Below are 22,866 nucleotides of genomic sequence, written 5' to 3' on the forward strand. Positions count from 1 at the left end.
AATCACGAAGGATCCCGTCATGAACGCACCGATCGACCCGAAGCACCTGAGCACGCAGGACATCCAGGCCCTGGACAGCGCGCACTTCATCCACCCCTTCACCGACCACGGTGACCTGGCCACACGCGGCGCGCGCGTGATCACCCACGCCGACAACATCTACGTGTGGGATTCCGAGGGCAACAAGATCATGGACGCCATGAGCGGCCTGTGGTGCGTGAACGTGGGCTATGGCCAGAAGGCCCTGGCCGATGCCGCGCACCAGCAGATGATGACGCTGCCCTTCTACAACAGCTTCTTCCAGACCACCAACGTGCCGGCGGTGCAGCTGGCGGCCAAGCTGGCCTCGCTGGCACCCACCATCGGCGGTCGCAGCTTCGAGCACGTGTTCTATTCGAGCAGCGGCAGCGAGAGCAACGACTCCAACGTGCGCATGGTGCGCCGCTACTGGGACCTGCTGGGCCAGCCGCAGCGCAAGGTCATCATCGGCCGGCTCAACGCCTACCACGGCAGCACCATGGCCGGTGCATCGCTGGGTGGCATGAGCGGCATGCACGCGCAGGGCGACCTGCCCATTCCCAACATCACGCACATCGGCCAGCCCTACTTCTTCGAGAACGCGCTGCCCGGTGAAAGCAAGGACGCCTTCGGCCTGCGCGCTGCCGGCTGGCTGGAAGAGAAGATCCTGGAACTGGGCGCCGACAAGGTGGCGGCCTTCATTGCCGAGCCGGTGCAGGGCGCCGGCGGCGTGATCATCCCGCCCGACACCTACTGGCCCGAGATCCAGCGCATCGTCGACAAGTACGGCATCCTGCTGATCTCCGACGAGGTGATCTGCGCCTTCGGCCGTCTGGGCCACTGGTTCGCCTACGAGAAGTTCGGCTACCGGCCCGACCTCATCACCTTCGCCAAGGCGGTGACCAGCGGCTACATCCCGCTGGGCGGCGTGATGGTGGGCGACCGTGTGGCCAAGGTGTTGATCGAGCAGGGCGGTGAGTTCAACCACGGCTACACCTACAGCGGCCACCCGGTGGCCTGTGCGGTGGCGCTGGCCAACATCGAGTTGATGGAGCGCGAGAACCTGCCGGGACGGGTGAAGGACGACATCGGGCCCTACCTGGCGCAGCGCTTTGCCGAGCTCAACGAACATCCGCTGGTGGGCGTGGCCGAAACCTGCGGCTTCGTCGCCGGGCTGGTGCTGGTGAAGGACAAGGCCACCGGCGCCAGCTTCGATCCGGACCTCGGCGTGGGCATGATGTGCCGTGCCCATTGCTTCAGGAACGGACTGATCATGCGCGCCGTGGGCGACCGCATGATCATCTCGCCGCCCCTGGTCATGACGCGGGTCCAGATCGACGAGATGATGGCGCTGATCCACACCTGCCTGGACGCCACTCTGGCCCAGTTGCGCGCCGCTGGTCAGCATGCGTGAATAGAATGCGCCTTGCAGCGCGCCGAAATGCACCGTTGAGGTGCCATTGCGGCAGCAGCGGGTCTGGAACTTGCTAGACGTTTGTTGAGTCATTTCCACGCCTTTCGGTTCGATTTGTCGTTGATCAACCCCTCTCAGGAGCGAGCCCCACCATGAAGAAACACGTACTGGTTATTGCGATGTCGGCCATCTTGCTGGCTGCCTGTGGCAAGAAGGAAGAACCCGTTGCCGCGCCGGCCGCGCCCGCGCCTGTGGCCGCCGCGCCGGCCGCGCCCGCAGCCCCTGCCGGCCCGGTGCTGGACGACGAGAAGATCCTCAACATCTACAACTGGCCCGACTACATCACCGAAACCCTGGTGGCCGATTTCGAGAAGGAGTTCGGCATCAAGGTCAACTACGACACCTTCGAGAACAACGAGGCCCTGCACGCCAAGCTGGTGGCCGGCAACTCGGGCTACGACATCGTGATCCCCACCGCCGGCTTCGCCAAGAAGCAGGTCGAGGGCGGCCTCTACCAGCCGATCGACAAGAGCAAGATCCCCAACCACGCCAACCTGGACACCGAGTTCATGGCCAAGATCGCCGGCGTGGACCCCGACAACAAGCACCTGGTGCCCTGGGCCTGGGGCTTCACCACGGTGGGCATCAACAAGCAGAAGGTCGAGAAGGCCCTGGGCGGCATGCCCATGCCCGAGAACGCGTGGGACCTGGTCTTCAAGCCCGAGTACTCCAGCAAGCTGCGCTCCTGCGGCATCGCCTACCTGGATTCACCCAGCGAGATCCTGCCGGTGGCGCTGAACTACGTGGGCAAGCCTGCGTACAGCGAGAACCCGGAAGACTTCAAGCTCGCCGGTGAGATGCTGATGAAGGTGCGCAAGGACGTGCGCCTGTTCTCCAGCACCATGATCGACGACATCGCCGGCGGCAAGGCCTGCGCCTTCATCGGCTGGTCGGGCGACATCAACATCGCTGCCGACCGCGTGAAGGAAACCGGCGGCAAGGACGAGATCATCCCGCTGCTGCCCACGGGTGGCGGTCTGGTGTTCATCGACACCATGGCCATCCCCAAGGACGCCAAGCACGTCAACAACGCGCACGCCTTCATCGACTTCTACCTTCGCGCTGCCAATGGTGCGGCCATGGCCAACGAGATGAACTACCCCACCGGCAACAAGGCTGCCCTGGCCGACATCAAGGACGAGGTCAAGAACAACAAGACCATCTTCCTGAGCGATGAAGACACCGCGCGCCTGATCCCCACCGGTGGCTACTCCAACGACATCGCCAGCACGCTCAACGACACCTACAACGCGTTCAAGCGCGGCAAGTAAGCGGGCCACGCGCAGGCTCCCGGGGCTGTTCTTCCACTGCGGTTGAACAGCCCTTTTTCATTGGGTCAGCTCGCTGGCAGCAGCGAAGAAACGGAATCCACGATGGCAGAGTCAACGGGTTATCTGGTCACCGAGAAACTGGTCAAGCGGTTCGACGATGCCACCGCGGTGGACGAGGTCTCGCTGTCGATCGGCAAGGGCGAAATCTTCGCGCTGCTGGGCAGTTCGGGCTGCGGCAAGTCCACCTTGCTGCGCATGCTGGCCGGCTTCGAGAAGCCGACCTCGGGATGCATCCTGCTGGGCGGCCAGGACGTGGCGTCCATGCCGCCCTACGAGCGCCCGGTCAACATGATGTTCCAGTCGTACGCGCTGTTTCCGCACCTGAGCATCTGGGAAAACGTGGCCTTCGGCCTGAAACGCGAAGGCCTGCCCAAGGCCGAGGTGAAACAACGCACCGACGAGATGCTCGCCCTGGTGCAGCTCACCCCGTTCGCCCAGCGCAAGCCGCACCAGCTCTCCGGCGGCCAGCAGCAGCGGGTGGCGCTGGCGCGCAGTCTGGCCAAGCGGCCCAAGATGCTGCTGCTGGACGAACCCCTGGGCGCGCTCGACAAGAAACTGCGCGAGCAGACCCAGTTCGAGCTGGTCAACATCATCGAGAAAGTGGGCGTGACCGTGGTGATGGTCACCCACGACCAGGAAGAGGCCATGACCATGGCGAGCCGCATCGCCATCATGAGCAAGGGGCGCGTGCTGCAGGTGGGCACACCCGAGGAGATCTACGAACACCCGGCCAACCGCTTCGTGGCCGACTTCATCGGCAACGTGAACCTGTTCGAAGGCAAGCTCAGCCAGGACGAGCCCAACCGCTGCGCGGTGCTGACCGCCATCGGCGAGATGCAGGTCGGCCATGGTGTGCCGGGCCACCTCAACATGCCGGTGGCCCTGGCCGTGCGGCCCGAGAAGATCGAGATCAGCAAGCAGCGCCCCGAAGGCGTGTCGGTCAACCTGTTCACGGGTGTGGTGAAGGAGATCGCCTACTTCGGCTCCTACAACACCTACATCGTTCAGGCCAGCGACGGCAGCAAGCTCAAGATCACCGAGGCCAACACCTCGCGCCAGGACCTCTCGGACATCACCTGGGAAGACACGGTGTATTTCTGGTGGAGCGATGTGGCCGGCGTGGTGCTCAGGGATTGACCCCCCTGCGCCGCTTCGCGGCCATCCCCCCTGGTAGGGGGACGGCGCGAGAGGCCCGGCGAAGCCGGTTCCTCCGCACCCCTGGTTGAAGGCCCTTTCGCCGACTGAAGTTCTGGAGCACAACGATGGCATCTTCACTTCCTGTTCCCGGCAAACGCTTCGTGATCGGCGTGCCCTTTCTCTGGCTGATCGTCTTCTTCTTTCTGCCGTTCCTGATCCTGCTCTACATCAGCTTTGTCGACATGGGCGGGGACATCAGCCCGTTCAAGCCGATCTGGGATCCGGTGACCGGCATCCTGAGCTTGAGGTACGAGAACTACCTCGCGATCTTCCGCACCGAGGAGGGCGCGCCGCTGTTCAAGACGCTGTATGTCGATGCCTACATCCGGTCCATCGGCTACGCGCTGGCCACGGCGTTTTTCTGCCTGGTGATCGGTTATCCGTTCGCCTATTTCATCGCCCGCTCGCCGGCCAGTGTCCGCCCGGCCTTGCTGCTCATGGTGATGCTGCCGTTCTGGACGTCCTTCCTGCTGCGCGTCTACGCCTGGAAGGGCATCCTGACCGACCAGGGCGTGCTCAACCGGCTGATGATGTCGCTGGGCATCATCGACGAGCCGATCCAGATGCTCTACACCAATGTGTCGATGCTGATCGGCATGACCTATGTGTACCTGCCCTTCATGGTGCTGCCGCTCTACGCCAACCTGGTGAAGATGGACTTCCGCCTGCTGGAGGCCGCTTACGACCTGGGCACCACGCCGTTCAAGGCCTTCTGGCTGGTCACCGTGCCGCTGTCCAAGGCCGGCATCGTGGCCGGCTTCATGCTCGTCTTCATTCCCTGCGTGGGTGAGTTCGTGATTCCGTCGCTGCTGGGCGGACCGGAAAACCTCATGATCGGGCGCGTGGTGTGGGACGAGATGTTCACCGCCAACGACTGGCCTCGCGCCACGGCGCTGGCGGTGGTGATGATCGCGCTGATCGTCGTTCCGCTGGCGATGTACTACCGCTCCACGGCAGACGACAAATGACCGCCCCGGGCCCATTCGCGAAGGACTCCCGATGAAACAACTGCTCGAGAAACATTTCGGCAAGGCCTGGCTGGCACTGGTGTTCGCCTTCCTGTACCTGCCGCTGCTGTTCATGATCGTGTTTTCGTTCAACAGCACCCGGCAGGACGCTCGCTTCACCGGTTTCTCGTTGCGCTGGTACGAGGCGCTGATGCGCGACTCCAAGATCGTCGATGCCTTCTGGCTGTCGATCAAGGTCGCGGCGGTCACCGGTGTGCTCTCGGCGGTGCTGGCCACCTTTGCCGCCTTCGTGCTGGTGCGCTACCGCCGCTTCATCGGTCGCACCGTCTTCAGTGGCATGGTGAACGCGCCGCTGGTGATGCCCGAGGTGATCATCGGCCTGTCGCTGCTGTTGCTCTTTGTGGGTGCGCAGAACCTGTTCGGCTGGCCGCAGCGCGGCCTGATCACCATCATCGCCGGCCACACGCTGCTGGGCATGGCCTACGGCATGGTGGTGATCCAGAGCCGGTTGATGGAGATGGACCGCTCCATTGAAGAGGCGGCCATGGACCTGGGCGCCCGGCCGCACCAGGTGTTCTTCCTGATCACGCTGCCCAACATCTTCCAGGCCATCCTGGCGGCCTTCCTGCTTGCGTTCACGCTCTCGTTCGATGACGTGGTGATTGCCGAATTCCTCTCCGGGCCGGGTGTGAACACCTTGCCGCAGGTGATCTTCGGCTACGCGCGGCGCGGCATCAACCCCACGGTCTATGCCGCGGCCACGCTGCTGATCGTGACGGTGACCATCGTGATCGTGGGCTATGCGGTGTGGGTGGCGCGCTCGACCAGAAAGCGCGAACGGGAAGTGGCGGCGGCGCTGCGGTCCTGAGCCCCACTGGATCGCTGGACGCCGGGCAAAGTGGCTTTGCAGCAGCGAGTGTTTCGGGCGTAGCATGAGGCCACTTGTTCACCCCCTCCGTTCGGGCTGAGCTTGTCGAAGCCCTCGCCATAGCGTTGGTGAGCCTTCGACAAGCTCAGGGCGAACGGGATTCACCACCGCCACCATGACCGCCATCTCGCCCCAGGCCTCAGCCCTTTCCTTCGACGGCCGCGCCTTCATCAACGGCGAGCGCACCGCTGCGCGCGACGGCCAGACCTTTGACTGCATTTCGCCGGTGGACGGTCGCCTGCTCACCGCTGTTGCGCGTTGTGGCGAGGCCGACATCGATGCGGCGGTGGCTGCCGGCCGTGCCGCCTTTGAAGACCGCCGCTGGAGCGGCATGGCGCCGGCGCAGCGCAAACGCATCATGATCAAGTTCGCCGAGCAGGTGAGCGCCCACGCCGACGAACTGGCCCTGATCGAAACGCTGGACATGGGCAAACCGATCAAGTACGCCAAGGGCGTTGACGTGAACAGCGCGGCCAACTGCATCCGCTGGTATGGCGAGGCGGTGGACAAGGTGTACGACGAGATCGCGCCCACGGGCCGCCAGGCGCTGGCGCTGATCACCCGCGAGCCGGTGGGTGTGGTGGGTGTGATCGTGCCCTGGAACTACCCCATGATCATGGCGGCCTGGAAGATCGCACCCGCGCTGGCCGCGGGCAACTCGGTGGTCTTGAAGCCCAGCGAGAAGAGCCCGCTGTCTGCCTTGCGCCTGGCCGAGCTGGCGCTGGCCGCCGGCATCCCGCCGGGGGTGTTCAACGTGGTGCCCGGCTACGGCCCCGAGGCCGGCAGCCCGCTGGCGTTGCACATGGACGTGGACTGCATTGCCTTCACCGGCAGCACGCGGGTGGGCAAGCAGATCCACGTGATGGCCGGGCAGAGCAACCTCAAGCGGGCCTGGACCGAACTCGGTGGCAAGTCGCCCAACATCGTGTTCGCCGACTGCCCCGACCTCGACCGCGCGGTGGAGGCCGCCGTGGGCAGCATCTTCTTCAACCAGGGCGAGAGCTGCAACGCGCCCTCGCGCCTGTTCATCGAGGCCTCGATCAAGGACGCGTTTCTGGAAAAAGCCCTGAAGCTGGTGCCGCAGTACCAGCCGGGCAACCCGCTGGACAAGGCCACCACCATGGGCGCCATCGTCGACAAGGTGCAGATGGACACGGTGCTGCGTTACATCGCATCGGGCAAGAGCGAGGGCGCCACATTGCTGGCCGGCGGCGAGGCCTCGATGCCGGTGGCCGGTGGCAACTACGTGCTGCCCACCATCTTTGACGGCGTGACGCCGCAGATGACGATCGCGCGCGAGGAAATCTTCGGCCCGGTGCTCTCGGTGCTCAGCTTCATCGACGCGGCCGAGGTGGTGCGCGAGGCCAACAACAGTGTGTATGGGCTGCAGGCTGCGGTCTGGACGCGCGACATCAACAAGGCGCACGGCGTGGCGCGTGCGCTGCGCGCCGGCACGGTGCATGTGAACCAGTACGACGAGGACGACATCACCGTGCCGTTTGGCGGCTTCAAGCAGAGCGGTGTGGGGCGGGACAAGTCGCTGCATGCGTTCGACAAGTACACCGAGACCAAGACCACCTGGATCCGGATCGACAGCCCGGTTTAACCGTCGCCCCCCGCGCCGCTTCGCGTCACCCCCCAGAGGGGGGCGGCACTGGCGGCCCGGCAAAGCCGGTTCCGCGGTGCCCTTGGAAAAGACACCTCGCAGCCCCTCGTTGGTATTTAAAGGAGACGCACCATGAACGCACCGCAAAAGTCCGAGCACCTGAACGCACCCCACACCAACGCCGCCTGGCACCAGCGCCGGCTCGACGCCACACCGCGCGGCGTGGGCGTGATGGGAGACTTCTTCATCGACAAGGCGAAGAATGCCGAGTTCTGGGACATCGAGGGTCGCCGTTTCATCGACTTCGCCGGCGGCATCGCGGTGCTCAACACCGGCCACCTGCACCCCAAGGTGCAGGCGGCGATCGCTGCCCAGTTGCAGCGCTTCACGCACAGCTGCTACCAGGTCGTGCCGTACACCGAGTACGTGGCGCTGGCCGAGCGCATCAATGCCATCGTGCCGATCGACGGCCCGGTGAAGACCGCGTTTTTCTCCACCGGCGCAGAAGCCATCGAGAACGCGATGAAGATCGCGCGCTACAGCACCGGGCGCACCGGTGTCATTGCGTTTGGCGGTGCGTTTCACGGCCGCAGCATGTTCTCGGTGGCGCTCACCGGCAAGGTCCAGCCCTACAAGGCCGGCTTCGGCCCGTTCCCGCCCGAGATCTACCACGTGCCGTTTCCGTGCCACTGCGCGTCGCTCGACGACACCAGGCACGCGATGGAGCAGCTCTTCAAGTGCGACATCGAGCCCAGCCGCGTGGCGGCCATCGTGTTCGAACCGGTGCAGGGCGAGGGCGGCTTCAACCCGATCCAGCCGGCGGCCGTGAAGTGGCTGCGTGAGCTGTGCGACCAGCACGGCATCCTGCTGGTGGCCGACGAGGTGCAAACCGGTTTTGCGCGCACCGGCAAGATGTTTGCCATGGAGCACTACGGCGTGAGCCCCGACCTCATGACCATGGCCAAGAGCATGGCCGGCGGCACCACGCTGTCGGCGGTGTCGGGCAAGGCCGCCATCATGGACGGTCCGGGCCCCGGCGGCCTCGGTGGCACGTATGCGGGCAACCCGCTGGCCATCGCCGCGTCGCACGCGGTGCTGGATGTGATGGCCGAGGAGCGCCTGCCCGAGCGCGCGCAGAAGCTGGGCGACCAGCTGATCGGCCACCTGATTGCGCAGCGTGCCGTGTACCCCAAGCGTCTGGGTGACGTGCGCGGCCTGGGCGCCATGGTGGCCTGCGAGTTCATCGACGCGACCGGCGCGCCCGATGCCGACACCACGAAGAAGGTGCAGGCTGCAGCACTCCGGCGCGGCCTGCTGCTGCTGACCTGCGGCGTGTATGGCAACGTGATCCGTTTCCTGTTCCCGCTCACCATTGAAGACAGCGTGTTCGCCGAAGGGCTGGCCGTGTTCGACGCAGCGCTGTCCGAGGTGCTCGCTTGAGCCTGTCGCTGGAAGACCGGATGGCGGCCCTGCGCGCGCAGGGCATCCACTCGGTGCTGACCACTTTCACCGACCTGCCCGGCGGCCCCAAGGGCAAGCTGGTGCCGCTCGACGGCCTGCCTGGTGCGGTGAGCGCGGGTGCCGGCTTCTCCGGCCCCAGCATCAGCGGCACCGGCCTGCCGCGCATGGGCGCACGCAGCGAGTACATGGGCCGGGTGGTGCCGCAGAGCCTGCGCCCCTTGCCTTTCATGCCCGGTGTGGCGCACGCGGTGTGCGACGGCTTTGCCGGTGGCGAGCCGCTGGACACCTGCTCTCGCCAGGTGCTCAAGCGCCAGGTCGAACGCCTCCGGGCTCGCGGCTGGACGCTGTGGGTCGGCATCGAGCCCGAGTTCTTCCTGCTCAAACGCGACGCACAGGGCCGCTGGCAGGTGGCCGATGCGCAGGACCTGCTCGCCAAACCCTCGTACGACCTGCAGGCCATCGGCCGCAACTTCGCGTTTCTCGAGGCGATGCGCCAGACGCTCACCGGGCTCGGTTTCCAGTTGCAGCAGATCGACCACGAAGACGCGTGTGGCCAGTACGAGATCAACTACCAGCACGACGAGGCGCTCGCCGCCGCCGACCGCTACCAGCTCTTCAAGCTCGCCGCGCAGGCGGTGGCGGCGCAGCATGGCGTGGTGTTTTCCACCATGCCCAAGCCGCTGGCGCACGCGCCGGGCAGCGGCTTGCATTTCCACCTGAGCCTGACCGATGACCAGGGTCGGGCGGTGATGTCCGACGCCAGCGGCGCGCTGGGCTTGAGCCCCACCGGTCACCAGTTTGCCGCCGGCCTGCTGCACCACGCCGACGCGCTGGCCGCGCTGTGCGCGCCCACGGTCAACAGCTACAAGCGGCTGGCCGCCAGCCGCAGCGCCTCGGGCACCACCTGGTCGCCGGTGTGGAAGGCCATCGGCGACAACAACCGCACCTGCCTCGTGCGCGCCGTGGCCGGGCGCATCGAATGGCGCCTGCCCGACCCGTCGTGCAACGTGTACGCCGCCATCGCCGCCACACTGGCGGCCGGTCTGTCGGGCATCGAGCAGTCGCTGCCGGCTGCCTCACCCTGCGCCGATGACCTGTACGAGGTGCATGCGCGTGGCGGTGCCCTGCCCGAAGCGCTGCCACGCGACCTGTTCGCCGCGCTGCAGGCGCTGGAGCGCGACGGGACGCTGCGCGCTGCCGTGGGCGAAGCCTTCTGCGCGGAATTCCTCGCGCTCAAACACGCCGAGTGGGCCAGCCACAGCCAGCAGGTGAGTGACTGGGAGTTGGAGCGCTACGGCAACGCAGCCTGACCGCCGGCACCCTGCGCCGCTGCCCCCGGGGGTTTTCGGGATAATCCGGCTGCTTGAACACCCCCGCCGCCACTGCCGCCCCGACCGCGTCCGCCAAGACCTGGACCAAGACCGCCGACCGGCCGCTGCGCAGCTGGCGCAAGTCCGCCAGCATCTGGCTGTTCGCGCATTTTGTCGGCGTGCCGGTGCCGTGGCACGCGGTGCGCCAGACCGATGGCGCCGAGCTGCTGGCCTTCGAGCACCAGCGCCTGCTGGACCTGGCCGCCGCCGGCGAGCGCGTTCCTGCCGTGCTGGCGTTCGATGGTTTTTCCCTCACCACCAGTGACATCGGTGACACGCTGGACCACGTGTTGCACCGGTCGCCCGGCACCGAGCGGCTGGCGCTGATGTGTGCGGCCAGCGCCGATCTCGCGGCATTCCACGCGCGCGGCCACTGGCACGGCGGCGCGCAGACGCGAAACCTCACCTGGAACGGCGAGCACTTTGCCCGGCTCGACTTTGAAGAGCGCCTGAGGCCCGGCATGGCGCTGGCGCTGGTGCAGGTCTACGACGCCTTGCAGTTGCTGCTGTCGCTGGCGCGCTACCTTCAGCCGCTGGGGCCGGATGCGGTGCGCGCGGTGCTGCAGGCCTATGCCGACGCCGGCACCGGCGGCCCGGCGCTGCACGACTTCATCGCCCACCTGCTGCCCCGCCTGGGACGGGTGTCCAGGCTGGCGGCGTTGTCATCCCGGCTGGACGGTTCGCGCGAGCTCATGCGCTTGCGCACGGTGCTCGAGGGCATGACCGCCTTCGTCGGTCGGGTCTAGGATTTGTAGCCCGCATCGAGCCGCTCGACCTTGCGCAGCAGCGCCGGCCAGGCCAGCTGCGACCCCAGCCCCGCAGTGGCCACGCGCATCACGTCGGCCATGTTGGCCAGGATGGCAGGGTCGACCTGGGTGAGTTCGGTGCCGCCGGCCAGCGCGTCGATCTGGATGCGGCAGGTGTTCTCCAGCGTGTACATGGCCAGGAAGGCGTCGGGGATGGTCTTGCCCACGGTGAGCAGGCCGTGGTTGCGAAGCACCAGGTGATTGGCGGTGCCCAGGTCGGCCTGCAGCCGCAGCTTCTCTTCGGAGCGCAGGGCCACGCCTTCGTAGGCGTGGTACGCGAGCGAGGCAAGCACGAAGGTGCTCTGCTGGCTGATGGGCAGGATGCCGGCCTTCTGTGCGCTCACGGCCACGCCGGCGCGCGAATGCGTGTGCATCACGCAGCCGGCCTCGGGCCGGGCTTCATGCACGGCGCTGTGGATCACGAAGCCCGCCGGGTTGACCGGGAAGGGCGAGTCCAGCAGCTTGTTGCAGGCCATGTCGACCTTGACCAGGCTGCTGGCCGTGATCTCGTCGAACGTGAGCCCGTACGGGTTGATGAGGAACTGGTGCTCGCCGCCGGTGACCGAATCGGGCAGCTTGGCGCTGATGTGGGTGAAGACCAGATCGCTCCAGCCGTAGGCAGCCACCAGCCGGTAGCAGGCGGCGAGGTCGCAGCGCAGCGCCCATTCTTCGGCGCTGACCACTTCCTTGAGGGACGGGATGTGCATGGTGTGTCTCCTGGCGCGCCCCGGGCGGGCGCGAGCCATGCACTGTATGCCGCTCAGGCGAACTTGTCGTGTCCCAGCGAGGACAAGTTCACCGGCGCGCTCACTTCTTCATCGAGCAGGTGTTGAAGCCCAGCATGGCGTAAGGGGGGCACCAGCCCACCAGGCCGGTGAGCAGGGGCACCACGCCGAGATAGCCCCACCAGCCCACGGTGCCGGTGGCGGCCGCGGCAATGAGGGCCAGGCCGAGGGTGATGCGAAGGCCGCGGTCGATGCCGCCGACGTTTTTGGTCATGGTGTTTCTCCGTTGAAAGAAGCCGCCCCGGGTTGAGGTGGCTTGAGGTCATTGGACCTGTGCGCGCGCTTCGGGTATGTGACCTGGGTCACACAGGCTGGCGGCGTTCAGCGGGGCTGCAGGGCGGCCAGCGAGCGCAGGGCGGCGCTGTCGCGCACGGTGATGCATTCGCGCGAGAGTTCCACCCAGCCATCGCGCTCGAAGCGGTGCAGCAGGCGGGTGACGATTTCGCGCACGGTGCCGAGTTCGTCGGCCAGCGCCTGGTGGGTGGCGTGCACCTGGGTGCCGTGGCCTAGCAGGGCAGCGGCCAGACGGCTGTCCAGGCGCTGGAAGGCGATGGCCTCGATCAGGCCGGTGAGGTCGGCCAGGCGCGCGGCGAACAGGCCGAGCACGAAGTCGCGAAAGCCGGGGTGGGCCAGCGCGTCGCGAAAGGCGGCGGGCGCCAGCAGTGCGAGCCGGGTCGGCTTGACCGTGACGCCGTGCGCGCTCAGCGGCTGGTCCACAAACAGGCACGACGACGACACCAGGCACATCTCGCCCGGCACCACGCGGTAGAGCTCGAGCTCGCGCCCGCTGCTGGCCGAGCGCGAGACCCGCACCTCACCGCTGAGCAGCAGCGGGAAGCCGCCGCAGCGCTCCTGTTCACGAAACAGGGTGGTTCCGGCCGGCGCGTCCATCACGGCCAAAGCCTCGGCTTCAGGGGCGGTCACCGCATCTTGCAGTGCGGGGTAGAGGTGGGCGAGGGTCTGCCAGTCGGAGGTGTTCATGGGACGAAGGGTTGGGTGGCGCGTTCCAGCCGGGTCAACCAGGCCATGGCGTCTTCGCGGCTGTTGCCGCACATGTCGGGACCGGGAGCGAGCGAACTGCACACCGCCGGGCGAGCGGGCAGACCGAAGAGTCGGCAGCGCAGGGCGCCGTCGAGGTGCGGACAGGCCATGCCGGCCGGTTTGCCCAGCGGCAGGCCGGGCAGCGGGCTGCTGATGGACGGGGCGGTGCAGCAGGCCGCACAGCCGGGTCGGCAGGTCAGGGAGGATCGGGCGGCCGCGACCATGGCCAGGCGTCAGGGCAGCAGGCGCTGGCCAGCCCACAGCACCTGGTCGACCACGCTGTGCAGGCCTTTGCGTGCGGCCTCGGAGGAGAGCTGGCCATCGGGGTCGAAGGCTTCGCCCGCGCGGGACAGCGCGAATTGCTCCGGCGCGACCCAGCACTTCAAATTCAGGAGCAGTGGCGTCAGGTGGGACAGGCTTCGCAGCCCACCCATGGCACCAGGCGAGGCACTCATCAGCCCCACCACCTTGCCCGCAAACGGCTTGGTGCCGCTGGACCAGAGCGGGTCTCCCTTGACGGGGCTGGAGACCCAGTCGATGGTGTTTTTCAAGAGGCCGGTGTAGCTGCCGTTGTACTCGGGCGAAGCGATGAGCCAGGCCGGATGGGCGTGAAAGAGCTCCTTGAGCCGGATGGCGGCGGCGGGCGTGCCGCGCGCTTCGAGGTCGGCGTTGTAGAGCGGCAGGTCGAAGTCGGCGAGTTCAAGGTGGGTGACCCGGGCCCCGGCGCGGCCGGCGTGCGCTGCGGCCGCGGTGGCGAGCTGTCGGTTGAAGGATTTTCCGCGCGTGCTGCCGGCGAAGACGAGGAGGTTCAGGGGTGTGCTCATGCGCCCATTGTGGCCGAGGCCTGCCGACCCCGAGGCCCCCGGGGCTGGCGCGGGCACAAACCGCGCGAAGGTGGGAAAATCGCGGGTTGCCTCAGCGAGGCCCCTGTTTGAATGGCGGACCCTCGCGGTCCCGGAGCACCACGGTCATGTTGTATCCCCAGGAATTTGATGTCATCGTCGTTGGCGGCGGTCATGCCGGCACCGAGGCCGCGCTCGCCGCCGCGCGCATGGGCCAAACGACGCTGCTGCTGACCCACAACATCGAGACGCTGGGCCAGATGAGCTGCAACCCCAGCATCGGTGGCATTGGCAAGGGCCACCTGGTCAAGGAGGTGGACGCCATGGGCGGTGCCATGGCGCTGGCCACCGACGAAGGCGGCATCCAGTTCCGCATCCTCAACAGCTCCAAGGGCCCCGCCGTTCGTGCCACCCGGGCCCAGGCCGACCGTGTGCTCTACAAGGCCGCCATCCGCCGGATGCTGGAGAACCAGCCCGGGCTCTGGCTGTTCCAGCAGGCGGTGGACGACCTGATGGTCGAGGGTGACCGCGTGGTGGGCGCCGTGACGCAAGTGGGCATCCGCTTCCGCAGCCGCACGGTGGTGCTCACCGCCGGTACCTTCCTCGACGGCAAGATCCATGTGGGCCTGAACAACTACGCCGCCGGCCGTGCGGGCGACCCGCCGGCGGTGTCGCTGTCGGCGCGCCTGAAGGAGCTCAAGCTGCCGCAAGGCCGCCTGAAGACCGGCACGCCACCGCGGCTCGATGGCCGCAGCATCGACCATTCCCTGTGCACCGAACAACCCGGCGATGGCGTGCCCGGCGGCATGAACGCCGACAAGCCCGTGCCGGTGTTCAGCTTCATGGGCAACACCGCCATGCACCCGCGGCAGGTGCCGTGCTGGATCACCCACACCAACGAGCGCACGCACGACATCATCCGCAGCGGCTTCGACCGCAGCCCCATGTTCACCGGCAAGATCGAGGGGGTCGGTCCGCGCTATTGCCCGAGCGTCGAGGACAAGATCAACCGCTTTGCCGACAAGGACAGCCACCAGATCTTTCTCGAGCCCGAGGGCCTGAGCACACACGAGGTCTATCCCAACGGCATCTCCACCAGCCTGCCGTTCGACATCCAGTACCAGCTGGTGCGCAGCATGAAGGGGCTGGAGAACGCGCACATCCTGCGCCCGGGTTACGCCATCGAATACGACTACTTCGATCCGCGCTCGCTCAAGAGCAGCTTCGAGACGAAACAGATCCAGGGCCTGTTTTTTGCGGGCCAGATCAACGGCACCACGGGATACGAGGAGGCGGCAGCGCAAGGCATGTTTGCCGGCATCAATGCCGCGCTGCAATGCCGGGGCGAGGGCGCCTGGCTGCCCGGGCGCGACGAGGCCTACCTCGGTGTGCTGGTGGACGACCTGATCACCCAGGGCGTGACCGAGCCCTACCGCATGTTCACCAGCCGGGCCGAGTTCCGGCTGCAGCTGCGCGAGGACAACGCCGACCTGCGCCTGACCGAAGCCGGGCGCCGCATGGGCCTGGTGGGCGATGCGCAGTGGGACGCTTTTTGCCGCAAGCGCGATGCGGTTTCACGTGAAACCGAGCGCCTGAAAGCCACCTGGGTGAACCCGCGCAACCTGCCTGCGGCCGAGTCCGAGCGGGTGCTGGGCAAGGCGATCGAACACGAGCACAACCTGTTCGACCTGCTGCGCCGGCCCGGCGTGGCTTATGCCGATCTGGTCGGGCTCGATGGCGGCAGACATGCCGGCGCGGACGTTTCACGTGAAACACTGGGTGTGCTGCTGGAGCCGGTGGTGGAGCAGGTGGAGATCGCGGCCAAGTACTCGGGCTACATAGACCGCCAGAAAACCGAGGTGGAGCGGGCTTCCCATTACGAAGGTCTGAAGCTGCCTGCCGATCTCGACTACCTGCAGGTGGCGGCCCTGTCCATCGAGGCGCGGCAAAAGCTGGCGAAACACCGGCCCGAAACGCTGGGACAGGCCTCGCGCATCTCGGGCATCACGCCCGCGAGCATTTCGTTGCTGCTGATCCACCTGAAGAAGGGCGGTTTCAAGGGCTTCGCCACCTTGCCGGTGGCGGCCGACCTTTCCAGCGACGTGGCGGCATGAGCGAACTGAGGGCCACCCTGCAGGCGGGTCTGCAATCGCTCCGGCTCGCGCTCGACGCGCGCCAGGTCGACCTGTTGCTGGACTACCTGGGCCTGCTCCAGAAGTGGAACAAGGTTTACAACCTCACGGCCGTGCGCGATCCGGCCGAGATGATGACCCACCACCTGCTCGACAGTCTGGCGGCCATCACACCCCTGCTTGAGCAGGTCGGCGATCGGCCGGTGAAGCTGCTCGACGTCGGCTCCGGTGGCGGGCTTCCTGGTGTGGTGATCGCCATCGCCTGCCCGCAGATTGAGGTGACCTGCGTGGACACGGTGGCCAAAAAAGCGGCGTTCATCCAGCAGGCCGCCGCCACCCTCAAGCTGCCCAACCTGCGTGGTCTGCACGCCCGCGTGGAAAGCCTCAACGCCTTGTCGGGGCAGGGCCATGACGTGGTGTGTTCGCGCGCCTTCGCTTCGCTCGTGGACTTCACCCGCTGGTCGCAGGCGGCGCTGAACCCGGGCGGCATCTGGATGGCCATGAAGGGCAAACACCCCGGCGACGAGCTGGCCACGTTGCAGGCAGAGGCCGGCGCCGTGGATGTGTTTCACGTGGAACAGCTCCGGGTGCCCGGGCTGGACGCCGAGCGCTGCATCGTCTGGATGCGGCCGGGGCCGCCGGCTGTGGCTTGAGGCGCACGAAACGCGGAGTTGAGCCCGGGGCCAGGAGACCCTTCACGTAAACTCGACCCTCCACATCCCGGGGGTTCTCCATGTTCGGCATCGCAGACCACGGCGCTTTTGTCGCCGCCATCGTCGTGTTCCTGCTCATTCCCGGCCCGGGCAATCTGGCGCTGGTGACATCCACCGGCAAGGGCGGCATCCGGGGCGGGCTGGCTGCCACCCTCGGCGTGATCGCCGGCGACCAGGTGCTGATGTGGCTTGCGGTCGCCGGGGTGGCGGCGCTGCTGACGGCATACCCCGCTGCCTTCGGGGCGGTGCAGTGGATGGGCGCGGCGTATCTGGCCTGGCTCGGGTTCAAGATGCTGGCCGCCAGGCCGGGCGACGCGCCCATCCTCAACATCCGCCCGCGCCAGTATTTCCAGCAAGCGATCGTCATCACCCTGCTCAACCCCAAGGCCATCGTTTTCTACATGGCTTTTTTCCCGTTGTTTGTGGACCCGGCACGTCACCAGGGCCTGGTGACCTTCAGCGCCATGGCCGCCACCATCGCGGTGCTCACCTTTGCCTACGGCCTCGCGGTCACCCTGCTCACCCATTTTCTCGCCGCCCGCATGCGCGCCAATCCCGTGATTGGCCGCATTCTCGAAAAGGTGGCAGGTCTGTTCCTCATCGGTTTCGGCATCAAGCTGGCCATCTCGAAGTAAGCACACATGGCCAAGATCTTTTGCATTGCGAACCAGAAGGGTGGCGTCGGCAAGACCACCACCACGGTGAATCTGGCGGCGGGTTTGGCCAAGGTGGGCCAGCGGGTGCTGATGGTCGATCTCGACCCCCAGGGCAACGCCACCATGGGCTCGGGCGTGGACAAGCGGCAGATGGCGCTTTCGGTGTACGACGTGCTGCTGGAGTCCGCCTCGGTGGCGGAGGCGGCGGTGTACTCGGAGAAGTGTGGCTACCACGTGCTGGGCGCCAATCGGGAGCTGGCCGGCGCCGAGGTGGAGCTGGTGGAGGTGGAGCGGCGTGAAAAGCGCCTGAAAACCGCGCTGGCCGAGGTGCTGGACAGCTACGATTTCGTGCTGATCGATTGCCCGCCGTCGCTGAGCATGCTCACCCTCAACGGCCTGTGCGCCGCGCACGGGGTGATCGTGCCCATGCAGTGCGAGTACTTCGCACTCGAAGGCCTGACCGATCTGGTCAACACCATCAAGCAGGTGCACGCCAACCTCAACAAGGATCTCGCCATCATCGGGTTGCTGCGGGTCATGTTCGACCCGCGCATCACACTCCAGCAGCAGGTGAGTGACCAGCTCAAGGCCCACTTCGGCGACAAGGTGTTCGACACGGTCATCCCGCGCAACGTGCGCCTGGCCGAAGCGCCCAGCTACGGCCTGCCGGGCGTGATCTTCGACCCCTCGGCACGCGGCAGCCAGGCGTTCGTGGCGTTCGCTTCCGAAATGGTGGCGCGCATCGGCAAGTTCTAGGGCCTGTTTCACGTGAAACCCCACAACGTCCTCATCCTGCCGGGTTGGCAGAACAGCGGCCCGGACCACTGGCAAAGTCGCTGGGAAGCCAGCCATGCCTACCGCCGGGTGGACCAGCACGACTGGATCCGGCCCCGGCGTGGCGACTGGATCGCCCGGCTGGAGGAGGTGCTGTTCACCTGCGACGAGCCGGCCGTGCTGGTGGCGCACAGCCTGGGTTGCCTGCACACGGCGGCCTGGGCCGCGCATTCGCAGAACACGTCCCGGGTGAAGGCTGCGCTGCTGGTGGCGCCCGGTGATGCCGAACACGAGTCGATGCGCCCGATCCTGCCCGGCTGGGCACCCATTCACACGCAGCGCCTGCCCTTCCCCAGTGTGCTGGTGGGCAGCCGCAACGACCCGTACTGCAGCTTCGAGCGCGCGCAAAGCCTGGCGGCCGCCTGGGGATCGCGCTTCGTTGACCTGGGCGATGCGGGCCACATCAACGCCGAGTCCGGCCTGGGTGACTGGCCCAGCGGCCATGCCGTGCTGGCCGAACTCATGAACCTCTGACATTTTTCGAAAGCACCACGATCCATGGTCACCAAAAAACCCAAAGGCCTCGGCCGCGGACTCGAAGCCCTGCTGGGCCCGAAGGTGGTGGACAGCGCACCGGCGGATCCGGGCAGCCTGCCCTCGAGCCTGCCCCTGAGCGCGCTGGTGGCCGGCCAGTACCAGCCCCGCACCCGCATGGACGAGGGCGCCCTCTACGAACTGGCCGAGAGCATCAAGGCCCAGGGCGTGATGCAGCCGATCCTGGTGCGTCAGCTCGCGAGCGGTCCCGACGCCGGCAAGTACGAGATCATCGCGGGCGAGCGCCGCTTCCGCGCTTCCCGGCTTGCCGGGCTCGAAAGCGTGCCCGTGCTGGTGCGCGATGTGCCGGACGAGTCCGCCGCGGCCATGGCACTGATCGAGAACATGCAGCGTGAAGACCTCAACCCACTGGAGGAGGCGCACGGCTTGCAACGTCTGGTGAAGGAGTTTGGACTCACTCACGAACAGGCGGCCCAGGCCGTGGGCCGCTCGCGCAGCGCCGCCAGCAACCTGTTGCGCCTGCTGCAACTGGCCGAACCGGTGCAGACGATGCTGATGGCAGGAGACCTGGACATGGGCCATGCACGCGCCTTGCTGGCGCTGGACAAGGCCAGCCAGATCACCGCCGGCAACCAGATCGCCGCCAGAAAGATGTCGGTGCGTGAAGCGGAAAGCCTGGTGAAGAAGCTCGGGGCGGAGTTTGCGCTTTCGCCCCAGAAGCTCAAGAAAGACAAGTCGCGCGACACCCGCCGCGTGGAGGAAGAACTGGCCGACCTGCTGATGGCCGAGGTCGAGGTGCGGGTGAAGAAGCGCGTCAAGCGCCACGGTCGCATCGAGGAGATGGGCGAAATCGCGATCCAGTTCGGCTCCCTCGACGCTCTCAACGGCCTGATCGACAAGCTGCGCGGCGGCGGGCACTGAGCGCGCGGGCCACCGCGCCCGCGTGGCCTTTCAGGCGGCGCTGCGGACGTCCGTGGTCGAGCCGTTGGCCTGAACCGACGCGATGCCCGCACTGCGGCTGGCCGCGGTGCTGTACATCTGGCTGGTGCCGATGACCTGGTGGTTGGCGGCCTTGAGGTTGAAGTAGAAGCGGCCGTCCGAGGCCTCGGCGCTCGCGTAGGCCGCCTCCATGGGACTGTTTTTCTGCACCGATGCGATCCCGCCGTCGGCGCCAGCGCGCGACTCGTAGAGTTCGCTGCGAAGAATGACCTCGCCGTTGCCCGCCTTGAGGACAAACGAAAACTGGCCCTTGGCGTTCTTGTTCACTTCGTACCAACCTGCCATGTGACCTCCGGGACGTGATGATGAAGGGAATGTCATCCTATCGGCGCCGGCAGCGGCCCGGGAGCGGGACATCCCGGGGGCCGTCACCGCGGCAGGCCGCCGCTCACATCGCGAAGATCTTGCCCGGGTTCATGATGTTGTCGGGATCGAGCGCGCGCTTGATGGTGCGCATCATGTCCACCGCGCCGCTGCCGGCCTCGGTGAGCAGGAAGTCCATCTTGTGCAGGCCCACGCCGTGTTCGCCGGTGCAGGTGCCTTCCAGCCGGAGTGCGCGCGCCACCAGCTGGTGGTTGAGCTGCTCGGCCAGGGTGTGCTCTTCGGGCTTGGTCGGGTCGATCAGATAACCGAAATGGAAGTTGCCGTCGCCCACGTGCCCGACCAGAAAGTAGGGCAGGCCGGCGGCGTCGGCCTCCAGCACGGAGTCGAGCAGGCAGTCAGCCAGGCGCGAGATGGGCACGCAGGTGTCGGTGCTGATCGCACGGCAGCCGGGCTTGCTCTGGATGGCGGCGAAGTAGGCGTTGTGCCGCGCGGTCCACAGCCGGGTGCGCTCCTCGGGGGTGTCGGCCCATTCGAAGGCCTGGCCGCCGAAGTCGCCCGCGATCTCCTGCACTGTTTCGGCCTGTTCCTTCACGCTCGCGGGTGAGCCGTGGAATTCCATCAACAGCATGTTTTCCTCGCGCAGGCCGAGCTTGCTGTGTGCGTTGACCATGCGCACCGTGTTGTGGTCGATCAGCTCGCAGCGCGCGATCGGCACGCCGAGCTGGATCACCTGGATGACGGTGCGCACCGCCGCCTCGATGTTCGGAAACGAGCAGGTGGCGGCCGAAATGGCTTCGGGCAGCGGGTAGAGCTTGAGCGTGACCTCGGTGATCACGCCCAGCGTGCCCTCGCTGCCCACCATCAGGCGCGTGAGGTCGTAGCCGGCCGATGACTTCCTGGCGCGCGTGCCGGTGCGAATGACCTCACCGCTGGCGGTGACCACCTGCAGCGCCAGCACGTTCTCGCGCATGGTGCCGTAGCGCACCGCGTTCGTGCCGCTGGCGCGGGTGGCCGCCATGCCACCGATGGAGGCGTCGGCACCCGGGTCGATCGGGAAGAACAGGCCCTCGCTCTTGACCGCCTCGTTGACCGCCTTGCGCGTCACGCCGGGCTGCACCGTCACGGTCAGGTCTTCGGCGTTGATGGCCAGCACGCTGTTCATGCGGCTCACGTCGATGCTGATGCCACCCTGCACGGCCAGCAGGTGGCCTTCGAGCGAAGAGCCCACGCCGAACGGGATCACCGGCACCCGGTGCGCCGCAGCCAGCTTCACCGCGTCGGCCACGTCCTGGGTGCTCTGGGCGAACACCACCGCCGCCGGAGGCGGCACCTCGTACACGGACTCGTCCCGTCCGTGCTGCTCGCGCACCACCAGCGCGGTGGAACATTGCGCGCCGAAGCGGGCCTGCAGCGCGCTGATCAGTTCGGGCGGCACCGCGCGCTGGTGGACTTGCGGGGCCAGGTGGCTGTGGGCGGTGGGGGCGTTCATGGGCGGTCTCCGGGCTGTTTTGTGCAGCCGGCCAGTTTAAGCCCGGCGTCCCGCGCAGGGGGTCTCGCACGGGCCCGTTCAGCTGCGGGCTTTCCCGCCCTGCAGCAACACCGCCGGGGCGCGTGTTGCGCCGGTGTTGCCGGAGGCGGCGGGGTGGCCGCCTGCGCCCGTGAGGCTGGTGGCCTGGCCGGTGATGCGCGCTGCCTGGCCGGGCGGCACGCTCGCCATGCCGGCCAGGCCCAGCGTGCAGGCGGCGATCAGTTGCACGCTGCGGGCTTCAAAGTCGGCGAGTCGTTGTCGGCGTTGCTTCATCGGTGTCTCCCGAAGGAATGAACAGGCGCCCATTAACGCTTGCCCCCGCGCCCCGTGCCAGCGGTTTTGCCCGTTGTTGCCTGATGGACAACTCGCTTGCACCAGACACAATCCCGCACAATTCACAGCTTTCGTCATTTCAAGGATCTCCCATGGGCAACCGCCTCACCCAGATCGCCACCCGCACCGGCGACGCCGGCACCACCGGCCTGGGCGACAACACCCGCGTCTCCAAGAACAGCCTGCGCGTGCACGCCATGGGCGAGGTGGACGAACTCAACTCCAACATCGGCGTGCTGCTGTGCGAAGACATGGCGCCCGAGGTCAGAGGCCTGCTGGTGGAGATCCAGCACCAACTGTTCAACCTGGGTGGCGAGCTGTCCATTCCAGGCTACGAGCTGCTCAAGCCCGAGGCCGTGATCGCACTCGACCAAGCGCTGGCCAACCACAACGAAACGCTGCCGCGCCTGCAGGAATTCATCCTGCCCGCCGGCACACGGGCCGCCAGCCTGGCCCACGTCTGCCGCACCGTGGCGCGCCGTGCCGAGCGCGCGGTCGTGGCCCTGGGCAACGAAGAGGCGCTGAAGGAAACGCCACGCCAGTACCTCAACCGCCTGAGCGATCTCATGTTCGTGCTGGCCCGCGTGCTCAACCGCATGAACGGCGGCGACGACGTGTACTGGAAGAGCGAGCGCATGGCCAAGGGCGCGGCCGAATGAAGGCGGCGCTGATGCTGGCGGGCGGGGTGGCCAGCGCGCTGTCGCTCGCGGCCGCAGCGCAGAACAAGGCGCCCGCCCAAGCCGCCCCCAAGGCCAGCGAAGTGACGCTGGTCTGCGAAGCGGTTTACCTGCCCGCCCGGACCACCTGGACGCGCACGGTCCTCATCGCTTACGACGACCGGCGGGTGCGATCGGTGCAGATCGACGGCGTGCCGGTGTACACCTTCGCGATCCAGGAGACGGTGATCCTCACCGCCATCGACAACGAACGCATCCAGATCGACACGGCCGCGCAGACCTGGAGCAGCGATTTCCGGGGTCAGGCGACGGCCCAGGGGCGCTGCGAACGCAGCTAACGCCCCCGGA

General features: G+C 66.9%; 25 protein-coding genes. 17 read left to right on the forward strand and 8 right to left on the reverse strand.

The genetic code is table 11. The annotated features are described in order from the left end of the window. Positions 1-19 precede the first annotated feature (19 nt). From QUV35_RS08685 to QUV35_RS08725, 9 genes are all read left to right on the forward strand, one after another. Entirely contained in the window at positions 20-1,432 is a 1,413-nt protein-coding gene (locus tag QUV35_RS08685) for an aspartate aminotransferase family protein (RefSeq protein WP_300872745.1), read from the forward strand. A gap of 152 nt (positions 1,433-1,584) precedes the next feature. Next, positions 1,585-2,763, forward strand: coding sequence for an extracellular solute-binding protein (locus tag QUV35_RS08690; RefSeq protein WP_300872747.1), 1,179 nt, complete (start codon positions 1,585-1,587; stop codon positions 2,761-2,763). A gap of 102 nt (positions 2,764-2,865) precedes the next feature. Beyond that, positions 2,866-3,960 (forward strand): ABC transporter ATP-binding protein, encoded by a 1,095-nt coding sequence (locus tag QUV35_RS08695; RefSeq protein WP_300872749.1) that lies wholly within the window; start codon positions 2,866-2,868, stop codon positions 3,958-3,960. A gap of 125 nt (positions 3,961-4,085) precedes the next feature. Next, positions 4,086-4,988 carry a putrescine ABC transporter permease PotH gene (locus QUV35_RS08700; protein WP_300872752.1) on the forward strand — a complete coding sequence of 301 codons (903 nt, stop codon included), beginning with the start codon at positions 4,086-4,088 and terminating at the stop codon, positions 4,986-4,988. A gap of 31 nt (positions 4,989-5,019) precedes the next feature. After that, a complete protein-coding gene (locus QUV35_RS08705; RefSeq protein WP_300872754.1) occupies positions 5,020-5,856 on the forward strand; it encodes an ABC transporter permease in 837 nt (278 codons plus the stop codon). 175 nt (positions 5,857-6,031) lie between these two features. Next, complete coding sequence (locus tag QUV35_RS08710) at positions 6,032-7,522, forward strand: aldehyde dehydrogenase (RefSeq protein ID WP_300872756.1); 1,491 nt, start codon at positions 6,032-6,034, stop codon at positions 7,520-7,522. Between the two features lie 132 nt (positions 7,523-7,654). After that, positions 7,655-8,962, forward strand: coding sequence for a 4-aminobutyrate--2-oxoglutarate transaminase (gene gabT, locus QUV35_RS08715; protein WP_300872758.1), 1,308 nt, complete (start codon positions 7,655-7,657; stop codon positions 8,960-8,962). Further along, positions 8,959-10,293, forward strand: coding sequence for a type III glutamate--ammonia ligase (locus tag QUV35_RS08720; protein ID WP_300872760.1), 1,335 nt, complete (start codon positions 8,959-8,961; stop codon positions 10,291-10,293). Before gabT ends, QUV35_RS08720 begins: the two co-directional genes overlap by 4 nt. Positions 10,294-10,346: 53 nt before the next feature. Further along, positions 10,347-11,099, forward strand: coding sequence for a hypothetical protein (locus tag QUV35_RS08725; protein WP_300872762.1), 753 nt, complete (start codon positions 10,347-10,349; stop codon positions 11,097-11,099). Here QUV35_RS08725 and QUV35_RS08730 read toward each other — a convergent pair. The 5 genes from QUV35_RS08730 to QUV35_RS08750 all read right to left on the reverse strand — a co-directional run bounded on the left by QUV35_RS08730 (position 11,096) and on the right by QUV35_RS08750 (position 13,809). Continuing rightward, on the reverse strand, positions 11,096-11,866 hold the full coding sequence (locus tag QUV35_RS08730) for a class II aldolase/adducin family protein (protein WP_300872764.1): 771 nt from the start codon (positions 11,864-11,866) through the stop codon (positions 11,096-11,098). The genes QUV35_RS08725 and QUV35_RS08730 overlap by 4 nt on opposite strands. A 100-nt stretch (positions 11,867-11,966) precedes the next feature. After that, positions 11,967-12,158 carry a DUF2892 domain-containing protein gene (locus tag QUV35_RS08735; protein WP_300872766.1) on the reverse strand — a complete coding sequence of 64 codons (192 nt, stop codon included), beginning with the start codon at positions 12,156-12,158 and terminating at the stop codon, positions 11,967-11,969. Positions 12,159-12,265: 107 nt separating this feature from the next. Further along, on the reverse strand, positions 12,266-12,925 hold the full coding sequence (locus QUV35_RS08740) for a Crp/Fnr family transcriptional regulator (protein WP_300872768.1): 660 nt from the start codon (positions 12,923-12,925) through the stop codon (positions 12,266-12,268). Then, positions 12,922-13,209, reverse strand: coding sequence for a YkgJ family cysteine cluster protein (locus QUV35_RS08745; RefSeq protein ID WP_300872770.1), 288 nt, complete (start codon positions 13,207-13,209; stop codon positions 12,922-12,924). The genes QUV35_RS08740 and QUV35_RS08745 overlap by 4 nt, the downstream gene beginning before the upstream one ends. A gap of 9 nt (positions 13,210-13,218) precedes the next feature. Further along, positions 13,219-13,809, reverse strand: coding sequence for an NAD(P)H-dependent oxidoreductase (locus QUV35_RS08750; protein ID WP_300872772.1), 591 nt, complete (start codon positions 13,807-13,809; stop codon positions 13,219-13,221). Between the two features lie 146 nt (positions 13,810-13,955). On the opposite strand from QUV35_RS08750, the gene mnmG reads away from it, so the two are divergent. From mnmG to QUV35_RS08780, 6 genes are all read left to right on the forward strand, one after another. Continuing rightward, entirely contained in the window at positions 13,956-15,941 is a 1,986-nt protein-coding gene (mnmG, locus tag QUV35_RS08755) for a tRNA uridine-5-carboxymethylaminomethyl(34) synthesis enzyme MnmG (protein ID WP_300872774.1), read from the forward strand. Beyond that, positions 15,938-16,612: a 16S rRNA (guanine(527)-N(7))-methyltransferase RsmG gene (gene rsmG, locus QUV35_RS08760; RefSeq protein WP_300872776.1), complete on the forward strand. Its 675-nt coding sequence runs from the start codon at positions 15,938-15,940 to the stop codon at positions 16,610-16,612. The genes mnmG and rsmG overlap by 4 nt, the downstream gene beginning before the upstream one ends. Positions 16,613-16,692: 80 nt before the next feature. Further along, complete coding sequence (locus QUV35_RS08765) at positions 16,693-17,307, forward strand: LysE family transporter (protein ID WP_300872778.1); 615 nt, start codon at positions 16,693-16,695, stop codon at positions 17,305-17,307. Positions 17,308-17,313: 6 nt separating this feature from the next. Next, a complete protein-coding gene (locus tag QUV35_RS08770) occupies positions 17,314-18,084 on the forward strand; it encodes an AAA family ATPase (protein ID WP_300872780.1) in 771 nt (256 codons plus the stop codon). Positions 18,085-18,096: 12 nt separating this feature from the next. Beyond that, positions 18,097-18,636: an alpha/beta hydrolase gene (locus QUV35_RS08775; RefSeq protein WP_300872782.1), complete on the forward strand. Its 540-nt coding sequence runs from the start codon at positions 18,097-18,099 to the stop codon at positions 18,634-18,636. A gap of 24 nt (positions 18,637-18,660) precedes the next feature. Beyond that, entirely contained in the window at positions 18,661-19,578 is a 918-nt protein-coding gene (locus QUV35_RS08780; RefSeq protein WP_300872784.1) for a ParB/RepB/Spo0J family partition protein, read from the forward strand. A 30-nt stretch (positions 19,579-19,608) separates the two neighbouring features. Here QUV35_RS08780 and QUV35_RS08785 read toward each other — a convergent pair whose 3' ends face one another. The 3 genes from QUV35_RS08785 to QUV35_RS08795 form a co-directional block, all read right to left on the reverse strand. Continuing rightward, positions 19,609-19,941: a YegP family protein gene (locus tag QUV35_RS08785; protein WP_300872786.1), complete on the reverse strand. Its 333-nt coding sequence runs from the start codon at positions 19,939-19,941 to the stop codon at positions 19,609-19,611. 103 nt (positions 19,942-20,044) lie between these two features. Then, the gene (locus QUV35_RS08790; RefSeq protein ID WP_300872788.1) at positions 20,045-21,469 is read right to left on the reverse strand and encodes an FAD-linked oxidase C-terminal domain-containing protein; all 1,425 of its coding nucleotides are present in this window, start codon (positions 21,467-21,469) and stop codon (positions 20,045-20,047) included. Between the two features lie 78 nt (positions 21,470-21,547). Continuing rightward, a complete protein-coding gene (locus QUV35_RS08795) occupies positions 21,548-21,781 on the reverse strand; it encodes a hypothetical protein (protein WP_300872790.1) in 234 nt (77 codons plus the stop codon). A gap of 152 nt (positions 21,782-21,933) precedes the next feature. Between QUV35_RS08795 and QUV35_RS08800 the strand changes: the two genes are divergently transcribed. Continuing rightward, on the forward strand, positions 21,934-22,500 hold the full coding sequence (locus QUV35_RS08800; RefSeq protein ID WP_300872792.1) for a cob(I)yrinic acid a,c-diamide adenosyltransferase: 567 nt from the start codon (positions 21,934-21,936) through the stop codon (positions 22,498-22,500). Next, positions 22,497-22,856 carry a hypothetical protein gene (locus QUV35_RS08805; protein WP_300872794.1) on the forward strand — a complete coding sequence of 120 codons (360 nt, stop codon included), beginning with the start codon at positions 22,497-22,499 and terminating at the stop codon, positions 22,854-22,856. The genes QUV35_RS08800 and QUV35_RS08805 overlap by 4 nt, the downstream gene beginning before the upstream one ends. The last annotated feature ends 10 nt before the right edge of the window (positions 22,857-22,866 follow it).

It is taken from the genome of Hydrogenophaga sp. (assembly GCF_030373225.1).
Classification (GTDB): Bacteria; Pseudomonadota; Gammaproteobacteria; order Burkholderiales; family Burkholderiaceae_C; genus Hydrogenophaga.

Coding starts and splice junctions, on each gene's coding strand:
- QUV35_RS08685 (WP_300872745.1), top strand. CDS start 20: ATGAACGCACCGATCGACCCGAAGCACCTGAGCACGCAGGACATCCAG.
- QUV35_RS08690 (WP_300872747.1), top strand. CDS start 1,585: ATGAAGAAACACGTACTGGTTATTGCGATGTCGGCCATCTTGCTGGCT.
- QUV35_RS08695 (WP_300872749.1), top strand. CDS start 2,866: ATGGCAGAGTCAACGGGTTATCTGGTCACCGAGAAACTGGTCAAGCGG.
- QUV35_RS08700 (WP_300872752.1), top strand. CDS start 4,086: ATGGCATCTTCACTTCCTGTTCCCGGCAAACGCTTCGTGATCGGCGTG.
- QUV35_RS08705 (WP_300872754.1), top strand. CDS start 5,020: ATGAAACAACTGCTCGAGAAACATTTCGGCAAGGCCTGGCTGGCACTG.
- QUV35_RS08710 (WP_300872756.1), top strand. CDS start 6,032: ATGACCGCCATCTCGCCCCAGGCCTCAGCCCTTTCCTTCGACGGCCGC.
- gabT (WP_300872758.1), top strand. CDS start 7,655: ATGAACGCACCGCAAAAGTCCGAGCACCTGAACGCACCCCACACCAAC.
- QUV35_RS08730 (WP_300872764.1), bottom strand. CDS start 11,866: ATGCACATCCCGTCCCTCAAGGAAGTGGTCAGCGCCGAAGAATGGGCG.
- QUV35_RS08735 (WP_300872766.1), bottom strand. CDS start 12,158: ATGACCAAAAACGTCGGCGGCATCGACCGCGGCCTTCGCATCACCCTC.
- QUV35_RS08740 (WP_300872768.1), bottom strand. CDS start 12,925: ATGAACACCTCCGACTGGCAGACCCTCGCCCACCTCTACCCCGCACTG.
- QUV35_RS08745 (WP_300872770.1), bottom strand. CDS start 13,209: ATGGTCGCGGCCGCCCGATCCTCCCTGACCTGCCGACCCGGCTGTGCG.
- QUV35_RS08750 (WP_300872772.1), bottom strand. CDS start 13,809: ATGAGCACACCCCTGAACCTCCTCGTCTTCGCCGGCAGCACGCGCGGA.
- mnmG (WP_300872774.1), top strand. CDS start 13,956: ATGTTGTATCCCCAGGAATTTGATGTCATCGTCGTTGGCGGCGGTCAT.
- rsmG (WP_300872776.1), top strand. CDS start 15,938: ATGAGCGAACTGAGGGCCACCCTGCAGGCGGGTCTGCAATCGCTCCGG.
- QUV35_RS08765 (WP_300872778.1), top strand. CDS start 16,693: ATGTTCGGCATCGCAGACCACGGCGCTTTTGTCGCCGCCATCGTCGTG.
- QUV35_RS08770 (WP_300872780.1), top strand. CDS start 17,314: ATGGCCAAGATCTTTTGCATTGCGAACCAGAAGGGTGGCGTCGGCAAG.
- QUV35_RS08780 (WP_300872784.1), top strand. CDS start 18,661: ATGGTCACCAAAAAACCCAAAGGCCTCGGCCGCGGACTCGAAGCCCTG.
- QUV35_RS08785 (WP_300872786.1), bottom strand. CDS start 19,941: ATGGCAGGTTGGTACGAAGTGAACAAGAACGCCAAGGGCCAGTTTTCG.
- QUV35_RS08790 (WP_300872788.1), bottom strand. CDS start 21,469: ATGAACGCCCCCACCGCCCACAGCCACCTGGCCCCGCAAGTCCACCAG.
- QUV35_RS08795 (WP_300872790.1), bottom strand. CDS start 21,781: ATGAAGCAACGCCGACAACGACTCGCCGACTTTGAAGCCCGCAGCGTG.
- QUV35_RS08800 (WP_300872792.1), top strand. CDS start 21,934: ATGGGCAACCGCCTCACCCAGATCGCCACCCGCACCGGCGACGCCGGC.
- QUV35_RS08805 (WP_300872794.1), top strand. CDS start 22,497: ATGAAGGCGGCGCTGATGCTGGCGGGCGGGGTGGCCAGCGCGCTGTCG.